Source organism: Brevundimonas sp. Br13, from assembly GCF_055391505.1.
In genome coordinates, this window is record NZ_AP044008.1 from 453252 (window position 1) to 471947 (window position 18696).

11 protein-coding genes, 1 tRNA gene and 1 riboswitch are annotated in these 18696 nt (G+C 67.4%); of the genes, 7 read left to right on the forward strand and 5 right to left on the reverse strand.

Features of this window, described 5'->3' with window-relative positions; genetic code table 11:
• Positions 1–264: 264 nt before the first annotated feature.
• The gene (locus ACZ5M6_RS02250; RefSeq protein ID WP_444571666.1) at positions 265–1620 is read left to right on the forward strand and encodes a M23 family metallopeptidase; all 1356 of its coding nucleotides are present in this window, start codon (positions 265–267) and stop codon (positions 1618–1620) included.
• Positions 1621–1831: 211 nt separating this feature from the next.
• Here ACZ5M6_RS02250 and ACZ5M6_RS02255 read toward each other — a convergent pair.
• Positions 1832–1908: transfer RNA gene (locus ACZ5M6_RS02255), tRNA-Arg, on the reverse strand.
• Positions 1909–2052: 144 nt separating this feature from the next.
• Here ACZ5M6_RS02255 and ACZ5M6_RS02260 point away from each other — a divergent pair.
• A complete protein-coding gene (locus tag ACZ5M6_RS02260; RefSeq protein WP_464159514.1) occupies positions 2053–3798 on the forward strand; it encodes a gamma-glutamyltransferase family protein in 1746 nt (581 codons plus the stop codon).
• A 19-nt stretch (positions 3799–3817) separates the two neighbouring features.
• Here the strand turns inward: ACZ5M6_RS02260 and ACZ5M6_RS02265 are convergent, their stop codons facing one another.
• Both ACZ5M6_RS02265 and ACZ5M6_RS02270 read right to left on the reverse strand, forming a co-directional pair.
• Entirely contained in the window at positions 3818–4648 is an 831-nt protein-coding gene (locus tag ACZ5M6_RS02265; protein ID WP_409612876.1) for a lipid A-modifier LpxR family protein, read from the reverse strand.
• A gap of 217 nt (positions 4649–4865) precedes the next feature.
• Entirely contained in the window at positions 4866–6755 is a 1890-nt protein-coding gene (locus ACZ5M6_RS02270) for a ribonucleoside-diphosphate reductase subunit alpha (RefSeq protein ID WP_152949170.1), read from the reverse strand.
• A gap of 274 nt (positions 6756–7029) precedes the next feature.
• Here ACZ5M6_RS02270 and ACZ5M6_RS02275 point away from each other — a divergent pair, with 274 nt between their 5' ends.
• The 4 genes from ACZ5M6_RS02275 to ACZ5M6_RS02290 all read left to right on the forward strand — a co-directional run bounded on the left by ACZ5M6_RS02275 (position 7030) and on the right by ACZ5M6_RS02290 (position 11391).
• Positions 7030–7812, forward strand: a complete 783-nt coding sequence (locus ACZ5M6_RS02275) for a phosphatase PAP2 family protein (protein WP_464159517.1) — start codon at positions 7030–7032, stop codon at positions 7810–7812.
• A gap of 82 nt (positions 7813–7894) precedes the next feature.
• Positions 7895–9214, forward strand: coding sequence for an acetyl-CoA hydrolase/transferase family protein (locus tag ACZ5M6_RS02280; RefSeq protein ID WP_464159518.1), 1320 nt, complete (start codon positions 7895–7897; stop codon positions 9212–9214).
• A gap of 56 nt (positions 9215–9270) precedes the next feature.
• A riboswitch (yybP-ykoY riboswitch) is annotated at positions 9271–9452 on the forward strand.
• A gap of 30 nt (positions 9453–9482) precedes the next feature.
• On the forward strand, positions 9483–10043 hold the full coding sequence (locus tag ACZ5M6_RS02285; protein ID WP_183216561.1) for a TMEM165/GDT1 family protein: 561 nt from the start codon (positions 9483–9485) through the stop codon (positions 10041–10043).
• Between the two features lie 28 nt (positions 10044–10071).
• Positions 10072–11391: a PQQ-dependent sugar dehydrogenase gene (locus ACZ5M6_RS02290; protein WP_464159519.1), complete on the forward strand. Its 1320-nt coding sequence runs from the start codon at positions 10072–10074 to the stop codon at positions 11389–11391.
• On the opposite strand, the gene ACZ5M6_RS02295 is transcribed toward ACZ5M6_RS02290, so the two are convergent.
• Positions 11388–12626, reverse strand: a complete 1239-nt coding sequence (locus ACZ5M6_RS02295; protein WP_464159521.1) for an argininosuccinate synthase — start codon at positions 12624–12626, stop codon at positions 11388–11390. The two genes, ACZ5M6_RS02290 and ACZ5M6_RS02295, sit on opposite strands and share 4 nt — an antisense overlap.
• 196 nt (positions 12627–12822) lie before the next feature.
• On the opposite strand from ACZ5M6_RS02295, the gene ACZ5M6_RS02300 reads away from it, so the two are divergent.
• Positions 12823–15687 (forward strand): M16 family metallopeptidase, encoded by a 2865-nt coding sequence (locus ACZ5M6_RS02300; protein WP_464159522.1) that lies wholly within the window; start codon positions 12823–12825, stop codon positions 15685–15687.
• An 80-nt stretch (positions 15688–15767) separates the two neighbouring features.
• On the opposite strand, the gene secA is transcribed toward ACZ5M6_RS02300, so the two are convergent.
• On the reverse strand, positions 15768–18617 hold the full coding sequence (gene secA, locus ACZ5M6_RS02305; RefSeq protein WP_464159524.1) for a preprotein translocase subunit SecA: 2850 nt from the start codon (positions 18615–18617) through the stop codon (positions 15768–15770).
• Between the last annotated feature and the right edge of the window lie 79 nt (positions 18618–18696).

Below are 18696 nucleotides of genomic sequence, written 5' to 3' on the forward strand. Positions count from 1 at the left end.
GCGTCGCCTTGAATACGCGCATCCGCAACGTCCGTTCTCATCTTCCGTTGCAGCCAAGCGGGGCGACAAGAGGGCGACCTATGGAACGGGGGCAGGACGACTACGCACCTTTACGGGCTTGAGCCGTCTCTTAACGCCTTGTAAGCAACCGCCTTCCCAAAGTGGAACAGGCGAGGTATAGGCCTAGCCTTCGCATTTGCAGGAATGCGGCGCAGTTTGGTGACTATGGTTTGACGCCTTTGGCGTTGCAGCACGACGAGACCGATGGCTCAGTTCGACCCTCGCCGACAGCCGATGCGCCTCGCCCCGCACGCTCTGACCGCCGCCGCCGCGGTCTCGGTGGCGCTTCTGGCCGGCAGAGTCTATCAACCCGCCAAGGCTGAAGAAGTTCCCGTCCCCTCCTCGGCCCAGATGGCCGCCATGGAGGTTCAGGCCTTCGCCGCCGCCAATGCTCCGGCCGGCATGACCGCCCCGGAGGCCGTTCCCGTCCAGATCCGTCGCGGCGAAACCTTTGAAGAGGCCGTGCGCCGCACCGGCGTCGCCCCGGAAGAGGCCAGCGCCGTCGCCGCCACCGTCGCCAACGCCTTCGACCTGTCCGATCTGCGCGCCGGCCTTCGTTTCGAGACCGCCATCGCCAAGCCGCGCGACGGCCGAGGCGACGCCCGCCTGATCGGCCTGACCATGCGAACCGGCCCGGCCAGCCAGCTGACGGTGTCGCGCAGCTTCGACGGCGCCCTGCGCCTGCGCTCGCTTGAGGAAAAGGTCACCCACGAGACCGTAGTGCTGAAGGGGGACGTCGAACGCTCCCTGTCCGCCAGCGCCCGCGAACTGGGCGCCACCGCCTCCATCGTCCGCGCCGCCAGCCGCCTGTTCGCCACCAAGTTCGACATGCAGCGCGACATCCGCGCCTCGGACGAGTTCACCATGGTCTTCGACCGGGACGTGACCGAGGCCGGCCGCACCGTCGCCGTGGGCGATCTGGTCTATGCCGAACTGCGCGGCGTGACCTTCTATCGCTTCAAGCCGGCCGGCGCCAAAGAGGCGCAGTTCTTCGACGCCTCGGGCAAGAACCTGCGCTCGGCCATGATGCGCACCCCGCTGCAGAACTTCCGACGCGTGTCCTCGGGCTTCGGCTTCCGGACCCATCCGATTTCCGGCTATCGCAAGATGCACCAGGGCATCGACTTCGCCGCCGGCACCGGGACGCCGGTCGTCGCCCCCGCCGACGGCGTGGTGGTCGAGGCGCGCCGCTGGGGCGGCTACGGCAACTGGCTGCGCATTCGCCACAACAACGGTCTGGAAAGCGGCTACGGCCACCTGTCCCGCTACGGGGCCGGCATCCGCGCCGGCCAGCGGGTCAGCCAGGGCCAGATCGTCGCCTATGTCGGCTCGACCGGCGCCTCCACCGGTCCGCACCTTCACTACGAAATTTGGCGCAACGGACAACGGATCAATCCGGCCGGCGTCAAAACCCAGGAGGGCACCGAACTGTCCGGCGCCGACCTGGCCGCCTTCCGCGCCGAAAAAGCTCGGATCGACCGCATCATCGCCTCCGGCGGCCAAAAACGCCCCGCCCTCCAGCAAGCCTCCGCCAACGGTCTGCGCGCCGCCCAAGGCTGAGTCTCAGCTGAGATCTAGACGTCGCTGGGCGCTTGGCGCTGCCCCGAGCCTCTCAGAATCCTACTGCATCGCCATGCCGAGGCGGGGCATACGGCCTGCATCGTCTACCACGAGGCTTGGCTGTTAGATGAATTCCGTCTCGACCGTTGCGCGTCTGGCGCCGGCAGGCTCCAAGAGGGCGATCAACCGCAGAGCGCCAAACAAAGGAAAATGGCGCACCCGAAGAGATTCGAACTCCTGACCCCCAGATTCGTAGTCTGGTGCTCTATCCAGCTGAGCTACGGGTGCGTCTGCCTTGCGGCGAGGGCGGGTCTTTAGCCGCTGAACGGGGTGGACGCAAGCGGGGGAATGCAGTTTCTGTAGCGGGGTTGATCGGCGTGGTCCCCTGGCGGGCCTCGTCGCCCGGACCTCTCCCCCTGTCGGACCGCCTGAATGTTGTTTTTGCGTCGTCGTCTCGTGTCCCTGTTGGTCGCGGCGGTTTCCGTCCCGACGCTTTTGGCCGGATGCCAGACCCCGGCCGCGGCGCCTTCGCTGGAGGCGCGGTCGGACCCGGCCGGGGCCCCGTCGATCGCGCGGGGGCCGTTCGTCGCCGCCGCCAATCCCCTGGCGGTCGAGGCCGGGATGAAGGTGCTGCGCCGGAGCGGCTCGGCGGTAGATGCGGCGGTCGCCGTCCAGGCGGTGCTGGGGCTGGTGGAACCCCAATCGTCAGGCCTGGGGGGCGGGGCCTTTCTGATGAGCTATGAGGCCAAGACCGGCCGGATCACCGCCTATGACGGGCGCGAGACGGCCCCCGCCTCGGCCACGCCCGAACTGTTCTATGAGGACGGCGAGCCCCTGCCCTTCATCGACGCCATACTGTCGGGCCGATCGACCGGAGCGCCGGGGGCGGTGGCCATGCTGGCCATGGCCCATCAGGACCAGGGACGGCTGGCCTGGCGCGATCTGTTCGACGACGCCGAACGGCTGGCGCGCGACGGCTTTGTGGTCAGTCCGCGCCTGGCGGGCATGATCAATGGGTCATCGCCCCAGGCCAAGACCCGGTGGGCGACCGCCCTGTTCACCGGCCCAGACGGCCTCCGCTACCGGGCCGGGGATGTGATGCGCAATCCGGCCTACGCCCGAACGGTTCAGGCCCTGGCGGCCGAGGGGCCCGGCGTCTTCTACGGGGGACGCATCGGCCGGGAGATCGCCCGCACCGTCGCCGAGGGTCCGCGGCCGGGCGGCCTGACCGAGGCGGACATCGCCGCCTATCGTCCGCTGCGCCGGGACGCCCTGTGTCGGCCCTATCGGATCTATGTGATCTGCGTTCCGCCCCCGCCGTCCAGCGGGGTGGCCCTGTTGCAGTTCCTGGCCATGGCGGAACACACGCCCGACATCCAGAAGGGCGCCGACAGCCCCGAAGCCTGGGTGGCCTTCGGGCGTCTGCAACGACTGATGTATGCGGACCGCGACCGCTATGTCGGCGACGCCGATTTCGTCGGGGTGCCGGTCGCCGGGCTGCTGGACCCGGCCTATGTGGCCCAGCGCGCGGCCCTGGTCCCGGAAATCGACGGGCCGGTTCCGGCGGGCGCGCCGCCCGGCTCTGCGCCGCGCAGCGCGGACGCCACGGCCGAGCCAGGCGGAACCTCGCACATGGTCATCGTCGATGCGGACGGGAATGCGGTCAGCATGACCACTACGGTCGAAAGCATCTTCGGCGACGGGCGGGTGGTCGAGGGCTTCTTCCTGAACAATCAGCTGACCGACTTTTCCTTCACCCCGACCGAAGACGGCCATCCGGCGGCCAACGCCGTAGCGGCGGGCAAGCGGCCGCGCTCGTCCATGACCCCCGTTCTGATCTTGGATCGACAGGGGCGTCTGGTCGGGGCGATCGGGTCGCCCGGCGGGTCCAGCATCCTGGCCTATGTGGCCAAGGCCCTGGTCGGGATGATCGACTGGAACCTGCCGGTCCAGGAGGCGATCGCCCTGCCGAACCTGGTGGTGCGGGGCGGTTCGGTCGGCGCCGATACGGCCCAGATCGCGCCGGACATCGCCCAGGCCCTGGGAGCGGCCGGCATGGGGCTGAGGCCCAACGCCACGGAGACCTCGGGCCTGCATGGCGCGGTGTGGCGCGACGGCCGCTGGGACGGCGGGGCCGATCCTCGGCGGGAGGGGGTTGCGGTGTCGGAAGCGCCTTGAGGCGCAGAGCCGGGCGTGATCAGCGGCGGGGTTTGATCGAGAGCTGAAAGGCGATCAGCCCCTCATCCACATCGGTGTCCAGCCCGTTCATGCCGCGCAGCCCCTTGCCCGCGTCGATTTCGCGATAGACCAGCCCGACCGAGGTCTGGATCGCGCCACGGCGATAGGCCACCCCCACGGAGGCGTCGCCCAGGAAGGATCCGCGGTCCTGGGTATAGCCGGATCGAGCGTAGTCGCCGTCGCGGGTGCGGGCGAAATTATAGCCGACGGCGCGGCCCGAGCCGGCGGCATAGAGGTACCAGCGCGGACGCTGGCCGAACCGGGCGTCGCCGTCGGGCGCCAGGCGGTCCAGCCCCTCGCCGATCTTCAAAGTGGCGCCGGCCTCGGCCGATCCGCCCTCGCTGCCCAGGCCGACGCCGGCATGGGGCGTCAGACTGACTTCCAGGCCAGAGGCCGTGCGGCCGACCGCGCTGCGGAAGCCGCGCACATAACGCAGATCATAGGCTTCGGGCTCCAGAACGGCCCGGTCCTGGAGGGTGACCGGCAGAGGGGAGCCGTCGGCGCGTGTCAGGCGGCCCGCGGTCTCTAGGCTGAGCCGATCGGTGAAGCCTTGGCGGTCGATCCAGATGTCGCGGCGGGTGCTGGCGGCGATCCCTTGAGCCTCGCCCGAGATCGCCAGGGGCGTCTTCATCTCGATCTCAGGGCCGAAGGGCGCGTCGGGAGAGACCCGAAAACTCTGCTGTTCGTTCAACCGAGCCGTGACGTTCGATCCGGTTTCGGGTGCGGCGTCAAAGGCGTCGGGGACCCAGGCCTGGGCGCGAGCATCGACCGCGCCGGCGGACGCCAGCACGCTTGCCACTCCAAACAACCAGGCCGCTACACGCATTCGGTCTCCCCACCGTCCGCTGTTCTCCAGCTTGCACCATGCAGGGCGGGAGTCCAACAGACATTTTCACGACATTCTTTGGTCGTTTTTCAACGCCGCGCCTTGTGGCGAGTTCCGAACACGAAAAAAGGGCTCCGTGACCACGGAGCCCTTTCACGCCAGTTGCTGCGGCGCAGGAGGCCTATTGGCAGGCCAGACACTCGTCGTAGTCGGTCTTGGGCATGGAGAAGAGGTCTGGCTGGTTCGGGTCGATCTCGGCCTCGGCCTTGTCCTCGGCGCCGGCGAAGGCGGCGCGCTGAACCGACTTGGAGCGCAGATAGTACAGGGACTTCACGCCGCGTTCCCAGGCGGACCAGTGCAGCATGTGCAGGTCCCACTTGTTGACGTCGCCGGGGATGAAGAGGTTCAGCGACTGGGCCTGGCAGATTTCCGGGGCGCGGTCGGCGGCCAGTTCCACCACCCAGCGCTGGTCCAGTTCGAAGGCGGTCTTGAAGATCCCCTTCTCGTCCTCGCTGAGGGCGTCCAGATGCTGGACCGAGCCCTCGTGCTGGAGGATGGAGCTCCAGACCGCCTCGGTGTTGATCCCCTTCTCGTCCAGCAGACGCTCCAGATAGGGGTTCTTGACGGCGAAGGAGCCCGACAGGGTCTTGTGGGTGTAGATATTGGCCGGGATCGGCTCGATGCCGGCCGACGTCCCGCCGCAGATGATCGAGATCGAGGCGGTCGGGGCGATGGCCAGCTTGTGGCTGAACCGCTCCATCACGCCGCGCTCCTCGGCGTCCAGGCAGGGGCCCTTCTCCTCGGCCAGGATGCGGCTGGCCTTGTCGGCCTCGCGACGCAGGTGCTTGAACAGGCGCATGTTCCACGACTTGGCCATGGCGCTCTCGAAGGCCACGCCCTGTGACTGCAGGAAGGAGTGGAAGCCCATCAGGCCCAGGCCCACCGAACGCTCGCGCTTGGCCGAATAGACGGCGGCGGCCATGGCCGGCGGGGCGCGGCGGATGAAGTCTTCCAGAACATTGTCCAGGAAGCGCATCAGGTCCTCGACGAAGCGGGGCTCCTCGCGCCATTCCAGGAAGGTCTCGGCGTTGACCGACGACAGGCAGCAGACGGCGGTCCGGTCCACGCCCAGGTGGTCGCGGCCGGTGTGCAGCATGATCTCGGCGCACAGGTTGGACTGTTTGACCTTCAGCCCCAGCTCCCGCTGGTGCGGCGCCATCTGGCGGTTCACCGTGTCGGAGAAGATCATATAGGGCTCGCCGGTCTGCATCCGGATGTCGAGCAGCTTGGTCCACAGCGAGCGGGCGTCGACGGTCTTCAGCACCTCGCCGGTCTTGGGCGAGCGCAGGCCGAAGGTGGAGCCGGTCTTCACCGCCTCCATGAACTCGTCAGTGACGTTGACGCCGTGGTGCAGGTTCAACGAGCGACGGTTGAAGTCGCCCGAGGGCTTGCGGATCTCGAGGAACTCCTCGATCTCCGGGTGGTGGATGTCCAGATAGACGGCGGCCGAGCCGCGACGCAGCGACCCTTGCGAGATCGCCAGGGTCAGGCTGTCCATCACGCGGATGAAGGGGATGATGCCCGAGGTCTTGCCCGCGCCCTTGACCTTCTCGCCGATCGAGCGGACGCCGCCCCAGTAGGTGCCGATGCCGCCGCCGTTCGAGGCCAGGGCGACGTTCTCGTTCCAAACGCTCTGGATGCCGTCCAGACTGTCGCCTACCGCGTTCAGGAAGCAGGAGATCGGCAGGCCGCGATCGGCGCCGCCGTTCGACAGGACCGGGGTCGCCGGCATGAACCACAGGCGGCTCATATAGTCATACAGGCGCTGGGCGTGGTCGGCGTCGTCCGAGAAGGCGGTCGAGACGCGGGCGAACATGTCCTGATAGCTCTCGCCCGGCAGCAGGTAGCGGTCCTCCAGCGTCTTCTTGCCGAAATCGGTCAGCAGGGCGTCGCGCGAACGATCCACCTGGACCGATTTCACGACGGTCAGATGCGGCTTCTCAGGCGCCGCGTTCGTCGCAACACCTTGGAATTCCGCCGTCTTCAAAGCCTCGCCGCCAGCCATAGTCATCTGCGTCCTGAACAATAAACTGCCTAGAGCCACCTGCGCCGTAACCACATCATCTAGTGGCTCCAACGCTCCCCGAGCCCACATATAGGGCGCACATGCCTAATAAGCCGTCAACGTCTTGACGCTCGCTTTGTCGGCGAATCGGTCGGACAAGTCGGCCTCGCCTGGGGAAAGTTCAGCGCGCAAGCCAGCAAACCCCTCACGGGCCTTCGCGGCCGCGACATCACGAAGGCGTGATCGGAACTTCGGCCCAGCTTGGCCGTTTCGACGCCCCATGGCCGTTTCCGACTTCCGTCCCTTTTTGATACGCCTGCTAACGGTCGCGCGCGCCGAGACGGCCGCTCTGACGGCCCTGTTCGTCGCCGCCTTGGGCGTGACGGCGTTCGTCGAGATCGCTGACGACATGACCGAGGCCGACGGTCAGAGCTTTGATCGCCAGGTGCTGGGCCTGATGCGGCCCTATGCCGACGATCCCGGCCGCCCCTGGGGGCCGTGGTGGCTGAAGGAGGCGGCGGCGGACCTCACATCGCTGGGCGGCATATCGGTGCTGGGCCTGTTCGCCCTGATCGTCGTCCTCTTTCTGCTGAGCCAGAGGAAATGGCTGTCGTCGCTGCTGCTGGTCCTGGGGCTGACGGGCGGCGTCATGCTGAGCGAGGGGCTGAAGGCGATGTTCGAACGCGAGCGTCCGCCCCAGGCGCTTCAGGCGGTCGAGACGATCAACGCCAGCTTTCCCTCCGGTCACGCCCTGCTCGCGACGGTCTTCTATCTGAGCGTGGCCGTCATGCTGACCCGCGCCTTTCCTCGCAGGCGGTTCAAGATCTTCGTCCTGGGCGTCGGCATGGTCATGGCCCTGCTGGTCGGCCTGACCCGCATCTATCTGGGCGCCCACTGGGCGACGGACGTCTTCGCCGGCTGGGCCGTGGGCTCGGCCTGGGCCATGCTTCTGTGGCTGGTCGCCTATGGGGTCGCGCGTTGGCAGAAGCGTCGCCGGGCGCCCTTGCAGGACGAACCGTCTCCGACGGCGGACGAGACGCCCGACGATCCGACCAAAGTCTAGAACCCGCTCGACCGCAGGACGCCGCATAGTCGGCGCCGACGACGCCTCGTCCGAACAGGGGCGCGCAGACGGGAGAGACGCCATGGATCACGCCGCCCTCTACGCCGAACGGCTGAAGACGCCGGACGAAGCCGCCGCCCTGATCGTATCGGGCGCCAAGGTCGCCATGGGCCTGGGCGTGTCCCAGCCCCCGGCCCTGCTGAAGGCCTTGGCCGAACGGGCAGAGCGGGGCGAGGTCGAGGATGTGAACCTCTATTATCTGCTCTCCACCGCCATCGCCGGCGACACGGTGCTGCGTTACGAGCTGATGGACCGCATCCGGCCCTGGAGCCTGTTCCACAGCGCCGTCGAACGCCGGCTGGAGCAGCGCGCCTTCGAGGAGGGGCGGCCCAGCCCGGTCCAGTTCATCCCGACCGGTTTCCAGCAGTCGCCCCGGCTGCTGTGCGACGAGGTCGGGGTCGACGCCCTGGTCTGCACCGTCTCGCCGATGGACGCCGACGGCTTCTTCTCCTTCGGCACCAATACCGACTACGCCAAGCCGGTGTCGGAGACGGCCCGCACCATCGTGGTCGAGGTCAATCCGCATATGCCGCGCGTGTACGGCGACTGCACCGTCCATGTTTCCCGGGTGTCCGGAATCGTCGAACACGCCGCTCCGCTTCTGGCCGTGCCCAGGGCCGAGCCCCAACCGGCCGACCTGGCCATCGGCCGGATCATCGCCGACCTGGTCGAGGACGGCGCGACATTGCAGATGGGGATCGGCGCCCTGCCCAACGCCGTCTGCGACGCCCTGAAGAACCACCGCGACCTGGGCGTCCACACCGAAATGCTGACACCGGGCCTGGTCGAGCTGATGCAGGTCGGGGTGGCGAACCATACCCGCAAGACCCTGCACCCCGGCGTCGGGGTCTTCGCCTTCTCGATGGGCGACCAGAACACCTATGACTTCCTGCACGAGAACCGGGGGCTGGAGGCCCGGCCTGTCTCCTATGTCAACGATCCGGCCGTCATCGCCCGCAACGCCAGGATGGTCTCGGTCAACGCCACGCTACAGATCGACCTGAGCGGCGCCTGCTGTTCGGAGTATCTGAACGGCCGCCAGTTCACCGCCTCGGGCGGACAGCTGGACTTCGTGCGCGGCGCCTATGGCTCCGACGGCGGCAAGTCGATCATCGCCTGTCATGCGACGGCGGCCAGGGGGAGCTGCTCGCGCATCGTCGCCCGGCTGGACGGCCCGGTCACCACGCCCCGCAACGACGTGCATATCGTCGTCACCGAGCACGGGTGGGCCAACCTGAAGGGCCGATCGACCGGCGAGCGGGCCCGCGCCCTGATCGCCCTCGCCGCGCCCGAGTTCCGCGACGGCCTCACGGCCGAGGCCAGGCGGCAGGGTCTGATCTGAACCCCTTCTTGCGAGTCGTTATCAGCTTTTCATTTCCGGCCTCCTGGCCTAAACCCCGCCCCGTCATCGGGGAGTAGCCGCCCGCAACCATCAGCGGGGCCCGCGTCAACATACTTCCTCTCCCGGAGAGGATGGCGCGGGAACGGTCCAGGGTCTTTCAGATCCGGATCACGGCAAGACCGGCGGCTTTCGCAGGGACGTCCATGCGGGGCTCGGCTGCGAACGCCACAGGTCCGTCCGCCGAGGCTCCCGCGCATATAGGTTCCCGTTGGAAGCCTTCCTCATTTCGACCGGCCTGGTCTCCATCGCGGAGATCGGGGACAAGACCATGTTGCTGTCCATCGTGATGGCGGCGACCTGGCGACGGCCCACGCCCATCATCCTGGGCATTCTGGCGGCCACCCTGCTGAACCACGCCTTCGCCGCCCTGGCCGGCACCGTCCTGGCCCATTTCATCACGGGCGAGTGGATGCGCTGGATCGTCGGCCTCGCCTTTCTGGGTTTCGCGGCCTGGGCCCTGATCCCCGACACCCTGGACGAACAGAAGGGCGAGGTTCAGCGCGGCTTCTGGGCCATCTTCTGGACCACCGCCTCGGCCTTCTTCCTGATCGAGATGGGCGACAAGACCCAGGTGGCCACCGCCATGCTGGCCGCCCGATTCGAGAATCTGCCGGTGGTGGTCGCCGGCTCGACCCTGGGCATGATGCTGGTCAACGGGCCCGCCGTCCTGCTGGGCGAGACGGCGGCGAAGAAGCTGCCGCTGAAATGGATCCGGTTCGCCGCCGCCGCCGGTTTCGCCGCGACGGGCCTGTGGATCCTGCTGGCCTAGCGGCCGGCTTGGCCGTATCAGATGGGGCATGGCCCGTCCTTGTCCCGTCTGGCTTCCGGTCGTCGCCCTGTCGCTGATCCTCAGCCTGGGACGGCCCGACGACGCCCGCGCCGCCGACCGCGTCTATGCGGTGGACGGCGGCTGCGGGGGTCGGCCTGCGACCACGGTGCGGACGGCGCCGGGCTATTGTCTTGGCTTGGTCTGGCAGGGCGCTGGCGGCGAGGGGCCCCGCATGCCACGCGGCCTTCTGCCCTTGGACGGCGGCGACTGGCTGGTCACCGACCTGGGCGGGTGGGAGCCGGGCCGCGGCGCCGTCTGGCGGCTGTCGTTCGATCAAGGCGGCGCCCCGCGCTGGCGACGACTGGTCCGGGGCCTGTCCATGCCCCACACGGCGGCGCGCGGGCCGGACGGGCGGATCTATGTGTCCGAGATGAACCGCATCCTGACCCTGGATCCCGATGCGGCCGATCCGGCGGCGACGGTGCGGACGGTGATCGGCGACCTGCCGGACAATCGGCTGCATGAGAACCGCCATCCCCTGTCCAGCTTCGTCTTCGACGGCGACGGCGCCCTGCTGGTCAATGTCGGCGCACCCAGCGACCGCTGTATCGACGCCAGAGGCCGGGCGCGCGTCAATGCGTCGGGCGCCTGTGTTGACAGCGCCGCGACGGCCCAGGTGCGACGTCACGCCTATCTTGGAAACGGCCGCTGGGCTGAGGCCAGCACCGTCTTCGCCTCGGGCCTGAGGAACTCCATCGCCTTGGTCCGGCACCCGTCGGGCACGATCCTCCAGGGGGAGAACTCGGTCGATCTGACCACGCCCGACCATCCGTATGACGAGATCAATGTCCTGCGTCACGGCGGCCATTACGGCTGGCCCTATTGCGTCGATCTGGCCACGCCCCTGCCGGGCTGGAGCGCGGCCCAGGCGCGGTGCAGCGAGCGTGACCGCCCGGTCGCCCTGCTGCCGCCCCACGCAGCGCCGCTGGACCTGATCTATTACGACGGAGCGATGTTCCCCGAACTGCGCGGCCGGCTGCTGATGAGCTGGCACGGCTACCGCCGCGCGGGCGGGCGGATCGTGGCGGCCGAGACGGACGCGCAGGGCCGTCCCCTGACCGACATCGGCGGCCGCTACGCCATCTATCCGCGCGGCGCCCTGTCCTATCCGGCCGGCGCGCCCAGTATCAGGGGCAAGGTGTTGACGCCGGGCTGGGACGCGGTCGCGGGCCGTCAACCGCGCGGATCGCCCGTGGCTCTAGCAGTCGCGTCCGACGGGTCGATCTGGGTGACCGACGACCGGAGCCGGGCGATCTTCAGAATCGCCCGGTCAGACGTCGCGCCTTAGCCCTCGCGCGCCTCGCGCTTGGCGAGAACGCGCAGGCGAAGCGCGTTCAGCTTGATGAAGCCGGCGGCGTCCTTGTGATCATAGGCCTGGACGCCTTCCTCGAAGGTCACCAGGTCCTGGTCGTACAGGCTGTTGGGGCTCTCGCGGCCGATGACCGAGACATTGCCCTTGTACAGCTTGACCTTGACCGTGCCGGAGACCTTTTCCTGGCTCTTGTCGATGGCCGCCTGAAGCATCTCGCGCTCGGGCGAGAACCAGAAGCCGTTGTAGATCAGCTCGGCGTATTTAGGCATCAGCTGGTCCTTCAGGTGCATGGAGCCGCCGTCCAGGGTGATGCTTTCGATGCCGCGGTGGGCCGCGATCAGTATGGTCCCGCCGGGGGTCTCATAAACGCCGCGCGACTTCATGCCGACGAAACGGTTCTCGACCAGGTCCAGACGGCCGATTCCGTTGTCGTGGCCGTACTGGTTCAGGGCGGTCAGGATGGCGGCCGGGCTCATGGCCTCGCCGTTGATCGACACGGCGTCGCCGCGTTCAAAGCCGATCTCGATGATCGTGGCCTTGTCCGGCGCGTCCTCGGGCGAAATGGTCCGCTGGTGGACGAACTCGGGGGCTTCGACCGCCGGGTCTTCCAGAACCTTGCCCTCGGAGGAGGAGTGCAGAAGGTTGGCGTCGACCGAGAAGGGCGCCTCGCCGCGCTTGTCCTTGGCGATCGGGATCTGGTTCTTCTCGGCGAAGTCCAGCAGGGCCTCGCGGCTGCGGAACGCCCATTCGCGCCAGGGGGCGATGACGCGGATATCGGGCTCCAAGGCGTAATAGCCCAGTTCGAACCGCACCTGGTCGTTACCCTTGCCGGTCGCGCCGTGACAGACGGCGTCGGCGCCGACCTGGCGGGCGATCTCGATCTGGCGCTTGGAGATCAGCGGGCGGGCGATCGAGGTGCCCAACAGATAGTCGCCCTCATACTGCGCATTGGCGCGGAACATCGGGAAGACGAAGTCGCGCACGAATTCCTCGCGCAGGTCGTCGATGAAGATGTTCTCGGGCTTGATGCCCAGCTTCAGCGCCTTCTCTCGTGCGGGGCCAAGCTCCTCGCCCTGACCCAGGTCGGCGGTGAAGGTCACGACCTCGGCGTTATATTCGGTCTGCAGCCATTTCAGGATGATCGAGGTGTCCAGCCCGCCCGAATAGGCGAGGACGACTTTCTTCACGGGCTTGTCGGCGGGGGCGGACATGGCGGCTCTTTCGGTAAATTCGACGGCGCGATGGGGAGAATTGACGCGCGCATAAGACCGGGGGTCCGGCGATGCAACCTTTTCCGGGGCGGCCCCACGGAAAGATGAAGCTTTGTTCATGTTCAGTCGGTCGCGTTGCCAGTGGATCGACCGTCGTTATGGTCGTCGTTCATCTGTCACCAAGGATGTCGAACCCATGCGTCGCGCCTCTTCCCTCGTCGCCGCCGCCGCCCTTCTGGCGGTCTCCACCCCGGTCTGGGCCTCAAACGCCGCCGCGTCGGCCCCCGTAGCCTCGGCCCAGGCCGCCGCGCCCGCCCTGCGGGCCGCACCGGTGTCCGAACTGGTCGCCGAGGTGGACATTCCCTACACCCGCTTCACCCTGGACAACGGCCTGACCGTTCTGGTCCATGAAGACCACAAGGCCCCGGTTGTGGCCGTATCGGTCTGGTACAACGTCGGCTCCAAGGACGAGCCTGAGGGCAAGACGGGCTTCGCCCACCTGTTCGAACACCTGATGTTCGGCGGCTCGGAGAATGCGCCGGGCAGCTATTTCACCCCGATGCGCAACATGGGCGCGACGGACATGAACGGCACCACCTGGTTCGACCGCACCAACTATTTCGAGACGGTTCCGACCCCGGCGCTGGAACAGGCCCTGTTCATGGAAAGCGACCGGATGGGCTATATGCTCGGCGCCATCAGCCAGGAGACGCTCGATCTCCAGCGCGGCGTGGTCCAGAACGAGAAGCGCCAAGGCGACAACCAGCCCTACGGCCTGAACGAATACAAGCAGCTTGAGGCCCTGTTCCCGGAGGGCCACCCTTATCGCCACTCGACCATCGGCTCGATGGCCGACCTGGACGCGGCCTCGATGGAGACGGTGCGGGACTGGTTCCGCTCCAACTATGGTCCGAACAACGCCGTCCTGGTCCTGGCCGGCGACATCACCCCGGCCAAGGCGCGGGAGCTGACCGAGAAGTATTTCGGCCCGATTCCGCGCGGCCCGGTCAACACCCCGGCCCAGGCCTCCGTACCGACCCTGCCGGCGCCGGTCAGCGAAACCACCCACGACCGCGTCTCCAACGCCCGAATTCAGATCAGCTGGGCCGTGCCCGGCCTGTTGGACGCGGACACCGTGCCGCTCAGCATCGGCGCCTCGGTCCTGGGCGGCCTGGCCAGCTCGCGGCTGGATAATGAACTGGTGCGCGGGGAGCAGACCGCCGTCTCGGTCAGCGCGAACAACGGCGCCTTCCACCGCGTCGGCATGTTCGAAATCACCGTCGACGTGAAGCCGGGCCAGGACCCGGCGGCCGTCGAGGCCCGCGCCCGCCAGATCCTGAACGATCTGATCGCCAACGGCCCGACGGCGGCCGAGGTGGAACGGGTCAAGACCCAGTACGTCTCGCGCACGGTTCAAGGTCTGGAACAGGTCGGCGGCTTCGGCGGCAAGGCCGTGGCCCTGGCTGAGGGCCAGCTCTACGCCGGCGATCCGGAGCACTACAAGAAGGAGCTCCAGGCCTATGCGGCGGCCACCCCCGCCCAGGTCCAGGCGGCCATGCAGAAATGGCTGACCCGTCCGGCCTATACCCTGACCACCCTGCCGGGCGAGCGTGAGGCCTATCAGGAGGCGGCGGAGGCTCCCTCGGGCGCCAACCGCACCCCGGCGCCCCCGATCAAGCGCGTGGCCCGCATGCCCAAGCCCGAGATCGCCGCCGTCGCCAACGTCGACTTCCCCACTGTGGAGCGCACGCGCCTGTCGAACGGGGTCGAGGTGGTCTACGCCCAGCGCGACGCCGTGCCGGCGACCAAGATCGCGGTCGAGTTCGACGCGGGCATCGCCGCCGACGAGGCGTCCAAGCTGGGGCTGCAGACCCTGATGCTGGACCTGATGGACGAGGGTACGCGCAATCTGAACGCCACCCAGCTGGCCGAGGCGCAGGAAACCCTCGGCGCCGCCATCTCCACCGGCGCCACCATGGATCGGTCGGTGGTCCAGCTGTCGGCCGTGACGCCCAACCTGGAGCCCTCGGTCGCTCTCCTGGCCGAGGTGGTCAAGACCCCGGCCTTCGCCGCATCCGAGCTGGAGCGGCTGCGCGCCACCCGTTTGGCGCGGATCGCGGCGGAACGGACCCAGCCGGCCGCCCTGGCCAATCGCGCCCTGCCCGAACTGATCTACGGCTCGGCCAACCCCTATGGCCGCCCGTTCAGCGGCAACGGCGACGAGGCCAGCGTCAAGGCCATCACCGAGGCCGACATCCGCGCCGACTACGCCGAGTGGATCCGGCCCGACAACGCCAAGATCTTCGTGGTCTCGGACAAGCCTCTGGCGGAGATCAAGCCTCTGCTCGACGCCCAGTTCGGCCATTGGGTCCCCTCGGCCACCCCCAAGGGCGTGAAGGATTATTCCGCGCCGATCCCCGCGACCCCGTCGAAGATCGTGCTGATCGACCGGCCGCAGTCGCCTCAGTCCTACATCATGGGCGGGACGGTCTTGTCGGCCAAGGGCTCGGACGACCTGCTGGTCTTCAACGCCGCCAACAATGTGCTGGGCAACGACTTCCTGTCGCGCATCAACTCGGACCTGCGCGAGACCAAGGGGTGGTCTTACGGCGTCAACGCCTCGACCGCCGGCTTCGTCGGCCGCGTGCCCTATCTGATCACCGCCCCGGTCCAGGCCGACCAGACCGGGCCGGCCATCACCGCCCTGAACGCCCAGTTCAACGACTTCCTGAAGGGCGGCAAGGGCGTGACGCCGGCTGAGCTGGAGCGGACCGTCAACGGCAATACCCGCCGTCTGGCCGGCAGCTATGAAACCTCCTTGGCGGTTCTGAACGCCATGCGGGTCAACGACATGCTGGGCCGTCCGGACGACTATCCGGAAACGGTGGCCGCCCGCACCAACGCCCTGACGACGGCCGAACTGGACGCCGCGGCCCAGGCCGCGCTCGACCCGTCCCGCTTCGTCTGGGTGGTCGTCGGCGACGCCTCGGTGGTCAAGCCCCAGCTCGACGCCCTGGGCCTGCCGGTCGAGGTTCGCTCGGCGAGCGGCGCCGCCCAGTAAGAGCCTCGTCAGTCGCAAACGACAAAGGCCCGGAGCATTTGCTCCGGGCCTTCTTTTTCGTCCTTACCACGCCGAAAGGCTCAGATCAGGGCGCCGTGGCAGTGTTTGAACTTGCGGCCCGAGCCGCAGGGGCAGGGTGCATTGCGGCCGGTCATCTCCCAGCCCGGCGAAAGCGCCTCGACCGGCAGTTTCGACCGGTCGTCGCCGATCAGCTGGCCTTCGGGGTTCTGAGCGGCCGGATCGGCCATCTCATTTTCGCCGGTGCCGGGGTTCAGGTGGATTTCCTGGAACTCAGGCAGTTCAGGCGGCGCCTGGAAGCGGAACTCCACCGTCATCAGCCAGCGGGTGACGTTGTGGCGCAGGTCGTAGAGCAGACCTTCGAACAGGTTGAAGGCCTCGGTCTTATACTCCTGCAACGGATCGCGCTGGCCGTAGCCGCGCAGGCCGATCACGCCGCGCAGATGGTCCAGATGGACCAGGTGTTCGCGCCACTGCATGTCGATCATCTGCAGCATGAATTGCTTTTCCAGGCCGCGCGTCTGTTCGGCGCCGATCAGCTCCAGACGTTCGGCCGCGCGGGCGTCGGCGGCGGCGAGCAGCCGCTCCTCGATCTCCTCGTTGGAGACGCCTTCCTCGGCCGCCCAGTCGTGGAGCGGCAGCTCCAGCCCCAAGGTCGAGCGGACCTTTTCATCCAGGCCGTCGATGTCCCACTGCTCGGCATAGGCCTTGGGCGGCATGTAGCGTTCGACCAGGTCGGACACGACGTCACGGCGGAAGTCGCCGACCAGTTCCGACAGATCCTCGGAATCCATGAACTCCTGGCGCTGTTCGAACACGGCCTTGCGCTGGTCGTTCACGACGTCGTCGTACTTCAGCAGGTTCTTGCGGATGTCATAGTTGCGGGTCTCGACCCGCTTCTGGGCGGTCTCGATGGCGCGGTTCAGCCAAGGGTGGGTGATGGCCTCGCCCTCAGCGACGCCGAAGGTCTTCATGATCGAGTCCAGACGGTCGCCGGCGAAGATGCGCAGCAGGTCGTCCTCGCAGGACAGATAGAATTTCGACACGCCGGGGTCGCCCTGGCGGCCGGTGCGGCCGCGCAGCTGGTTGTCGATCCGGCGGCTCTCATGGCGTTCGGTGCCCAGGACGAACAGACCGCCGGCGGCCAGGGCCTTCTCGCGGTTGACGGCGATCTCGGCCTTGAACTCGGCCTCCTTGGCCGCCTGCATCTCGGGCGTGACCTCGACGGCCATGTTCCGCTGTTCCAGCAGCCATTTCTGCATCTTCATCTCGAGGTTGCCCCCGAGCTGGATGTCGGTGCCGCGGCCGGCCATGTTGGTGGCGATGGTCACCGCGCCCGGCAGACCGGCGTCGGCGACGATATAGGCCTCCTGCTCATGCTGGCGCGCGTTCAGGACCGAGTGCGGAATGCCGCGCAGCTTGGTCTCATAGGTGATGTCATAGGCGGCGTCGCCGATCTTCTCGGCCTCCTTGGCCTTGCCCTCGTACTGGGGCTTCAGCTTGCGCGAGACCTCGACCTTGTACTCGTAGGTGCGCAGCAGCTCGGACAGCTGTTCGGAGCGCTCGATCGAGACCGTGCCGACCAGGATGGGCTGGCCCGCCAGGTGGCATTCGGCGATCTGCCGGGCGATGGCCTGGCTCTTTTCCGCATGGGTCCGATAGACTTCGTCGTCATAGTCCTTGCGCTGGATCGGCCGGTTGGTCGGCACCTCCAGCACCTCCATCTTGTAGATGTCGCCGAACTCCTGGGCCTCGGTCGCGGCCGTGCCGGTCATGCCGGACAGCTTCTGATACAGGCGGAAATAGTTCTGGATCGTGACCGAGGCCAGGGTCTGGTTCTCGGGCTGGATCTTGACGTCCTCCTTGGCCTCGATGGCCTGGTGCAGGCCTTCGGACAGGCGCCGGCCGGTCATCATCCGGCCGGTGAACTCGTCGATCAGAATGATCTCGCCGCCCTTGATGATATAGTCCTTGTCCCGCTGATACAGGGTGTTGGCGCGCAGGGCCTGGTTGGAGTGGTGGACCAGGCTGATGTTGGCGGCGTCGTAAAGACCGGTGGTGTCGGGGGCGAAGTGGCCGCCCTTCTCCAGGGCCTCTTCCAGACGCTCGGAGCCCAGCTCGGTCAGCAGAACCTGCTTCTGCTTCTCGTCCAGCTCATAGGTGTCCTTGTCCTTGATCAGATCTTTGATCAGGGCGTCCAGCACCTTGTACAGGTCCGACCGGTCCTCGGTGGGGCCCGAGATGATCAGGGGCGTGCGCGCCTCGTCAATCAGGATGGAGTCGACCTCATCGACGATGGCGAAGTTGTGGGGGCGTTGCACCATCTCGCGCCGGTCATAGACCAGGTTGTCGCGCAGATAGTCGAAGCCGAACTCGTTGTTGGTGCCGTAGGTCACGTCGGCGGCGTAGGCGGCCTGGCGCTGGCCCTGAGACAGGCCGTTGACGATGACCCCGACCTCAAGACCCAGGAAGCGATAGACCCGGCCCATGGTCTCGGCGTCGCGGCGGGCCAGATAGTCGTTGACGGTGATGACGTGGACGCCCTTGCCTTCCAGGGCGTTCAGATAGACCGGCGCCACGGCGACCAGGGTCTTGCCTTCGCCGGTCCGCATTTCGGCGATGCCGCCCTCATGCAGGATCATGCCGCCCGCCAGCTGGACGTCATATTGACGCTGGCCCAGCACCCGCTTGGACGCCTCGCGCACGACGGCGAAGGCTTCCGGCAGGATCTTGTCCAGGCTTTCGCCATTGCTCAGACGGTCGCGGAAAGCGTCAGTCATCATCCGCAGCTCGTCGTCCGACAGGGCGGCGAACTTGGGCTCTAGCGCATTGATGCGCTGGGCATGGTCCTGGAAAGCCTTGACCTTGCGGTCGTTGGAAGAGCCGAAGAGTTTCTTGGCGAAGCCGAGCATGTCAGATCCGGTAAAGGTCGAGCGTCATTAAGGAGCGGCTCTGAAATCCCGTGAGGGGCGGCGAGGATCGCGCCCCAAG

Bases quoted from the DNA above. Each gene is read 5' to 3' on its own strand.
- ACZ5M6_RS02250 (WP_444571666.1), top strand. From the start codon at position 265: ATGGCTCAGTTCGACCCTCGCCGACAGCCGATGCGCCTCGCCCCGCAC.
- ACZ5M6_RS02260 (WP_464159514.1), top strand. From the start codon at position 2,053: ATGTTGTTTTTGCGTCGTCGTCTCGTGTCCCTGTTGGTCGCGGCGGTT.
- ACZ5M6_RS02270 (WP_152949170.1), bottom strand. From the start codon at position 6,755: ATGACTATGGCTGGCGGCGAGGCTTTGAAGACGGCGGAATTCCAAGGT.
- ACZ5M6_RS02275 (WP_464159517.1), top strand. From the start codon at position 7,030: ATGGCCGTTTCCGACTTCCGTCCCTTTTTGATACGCCTGCTAACGGTC.
- ACZ5M6_RS02280 (WP_464159518.1), top strand. From the start codon at position 7,895: ATGGATCACGCCGCCCTCTACGCCGAACGGCTGAAGACGCCGGACGAA.
- ACZ5M6_RS02290 (WP_464159519.1), top strand. From the start codon at position 10,072: ATGGCCCGTCCTTGTCCCGTCTGGCTTCCGGTCGTCGCCCTGTCGCTG.
- ACZ5M6_RS02295 (WP_464159521.1), bottom strand. From the start codon at position 12,626: ATGTCCGCCCCCGCCGACAAGCCCGTGAAGAAAGTCGTCCTCGCCTAT.
- ACZ5M6_RS02300 (WP_464159522.1), top strand. From the start codon at position 12,823: ATGCGTCGCGCCTCTTCCCTCGTCGCCGCCGCCGCCCTTCTGGCGGTC.
- secA (WP_464159524.1), bottom strand. From the start codon at position 18,617: ATGCTCGGCTTCGCCAAGAAACTCTTCGGCTCTTCCAACGACCGCAAG.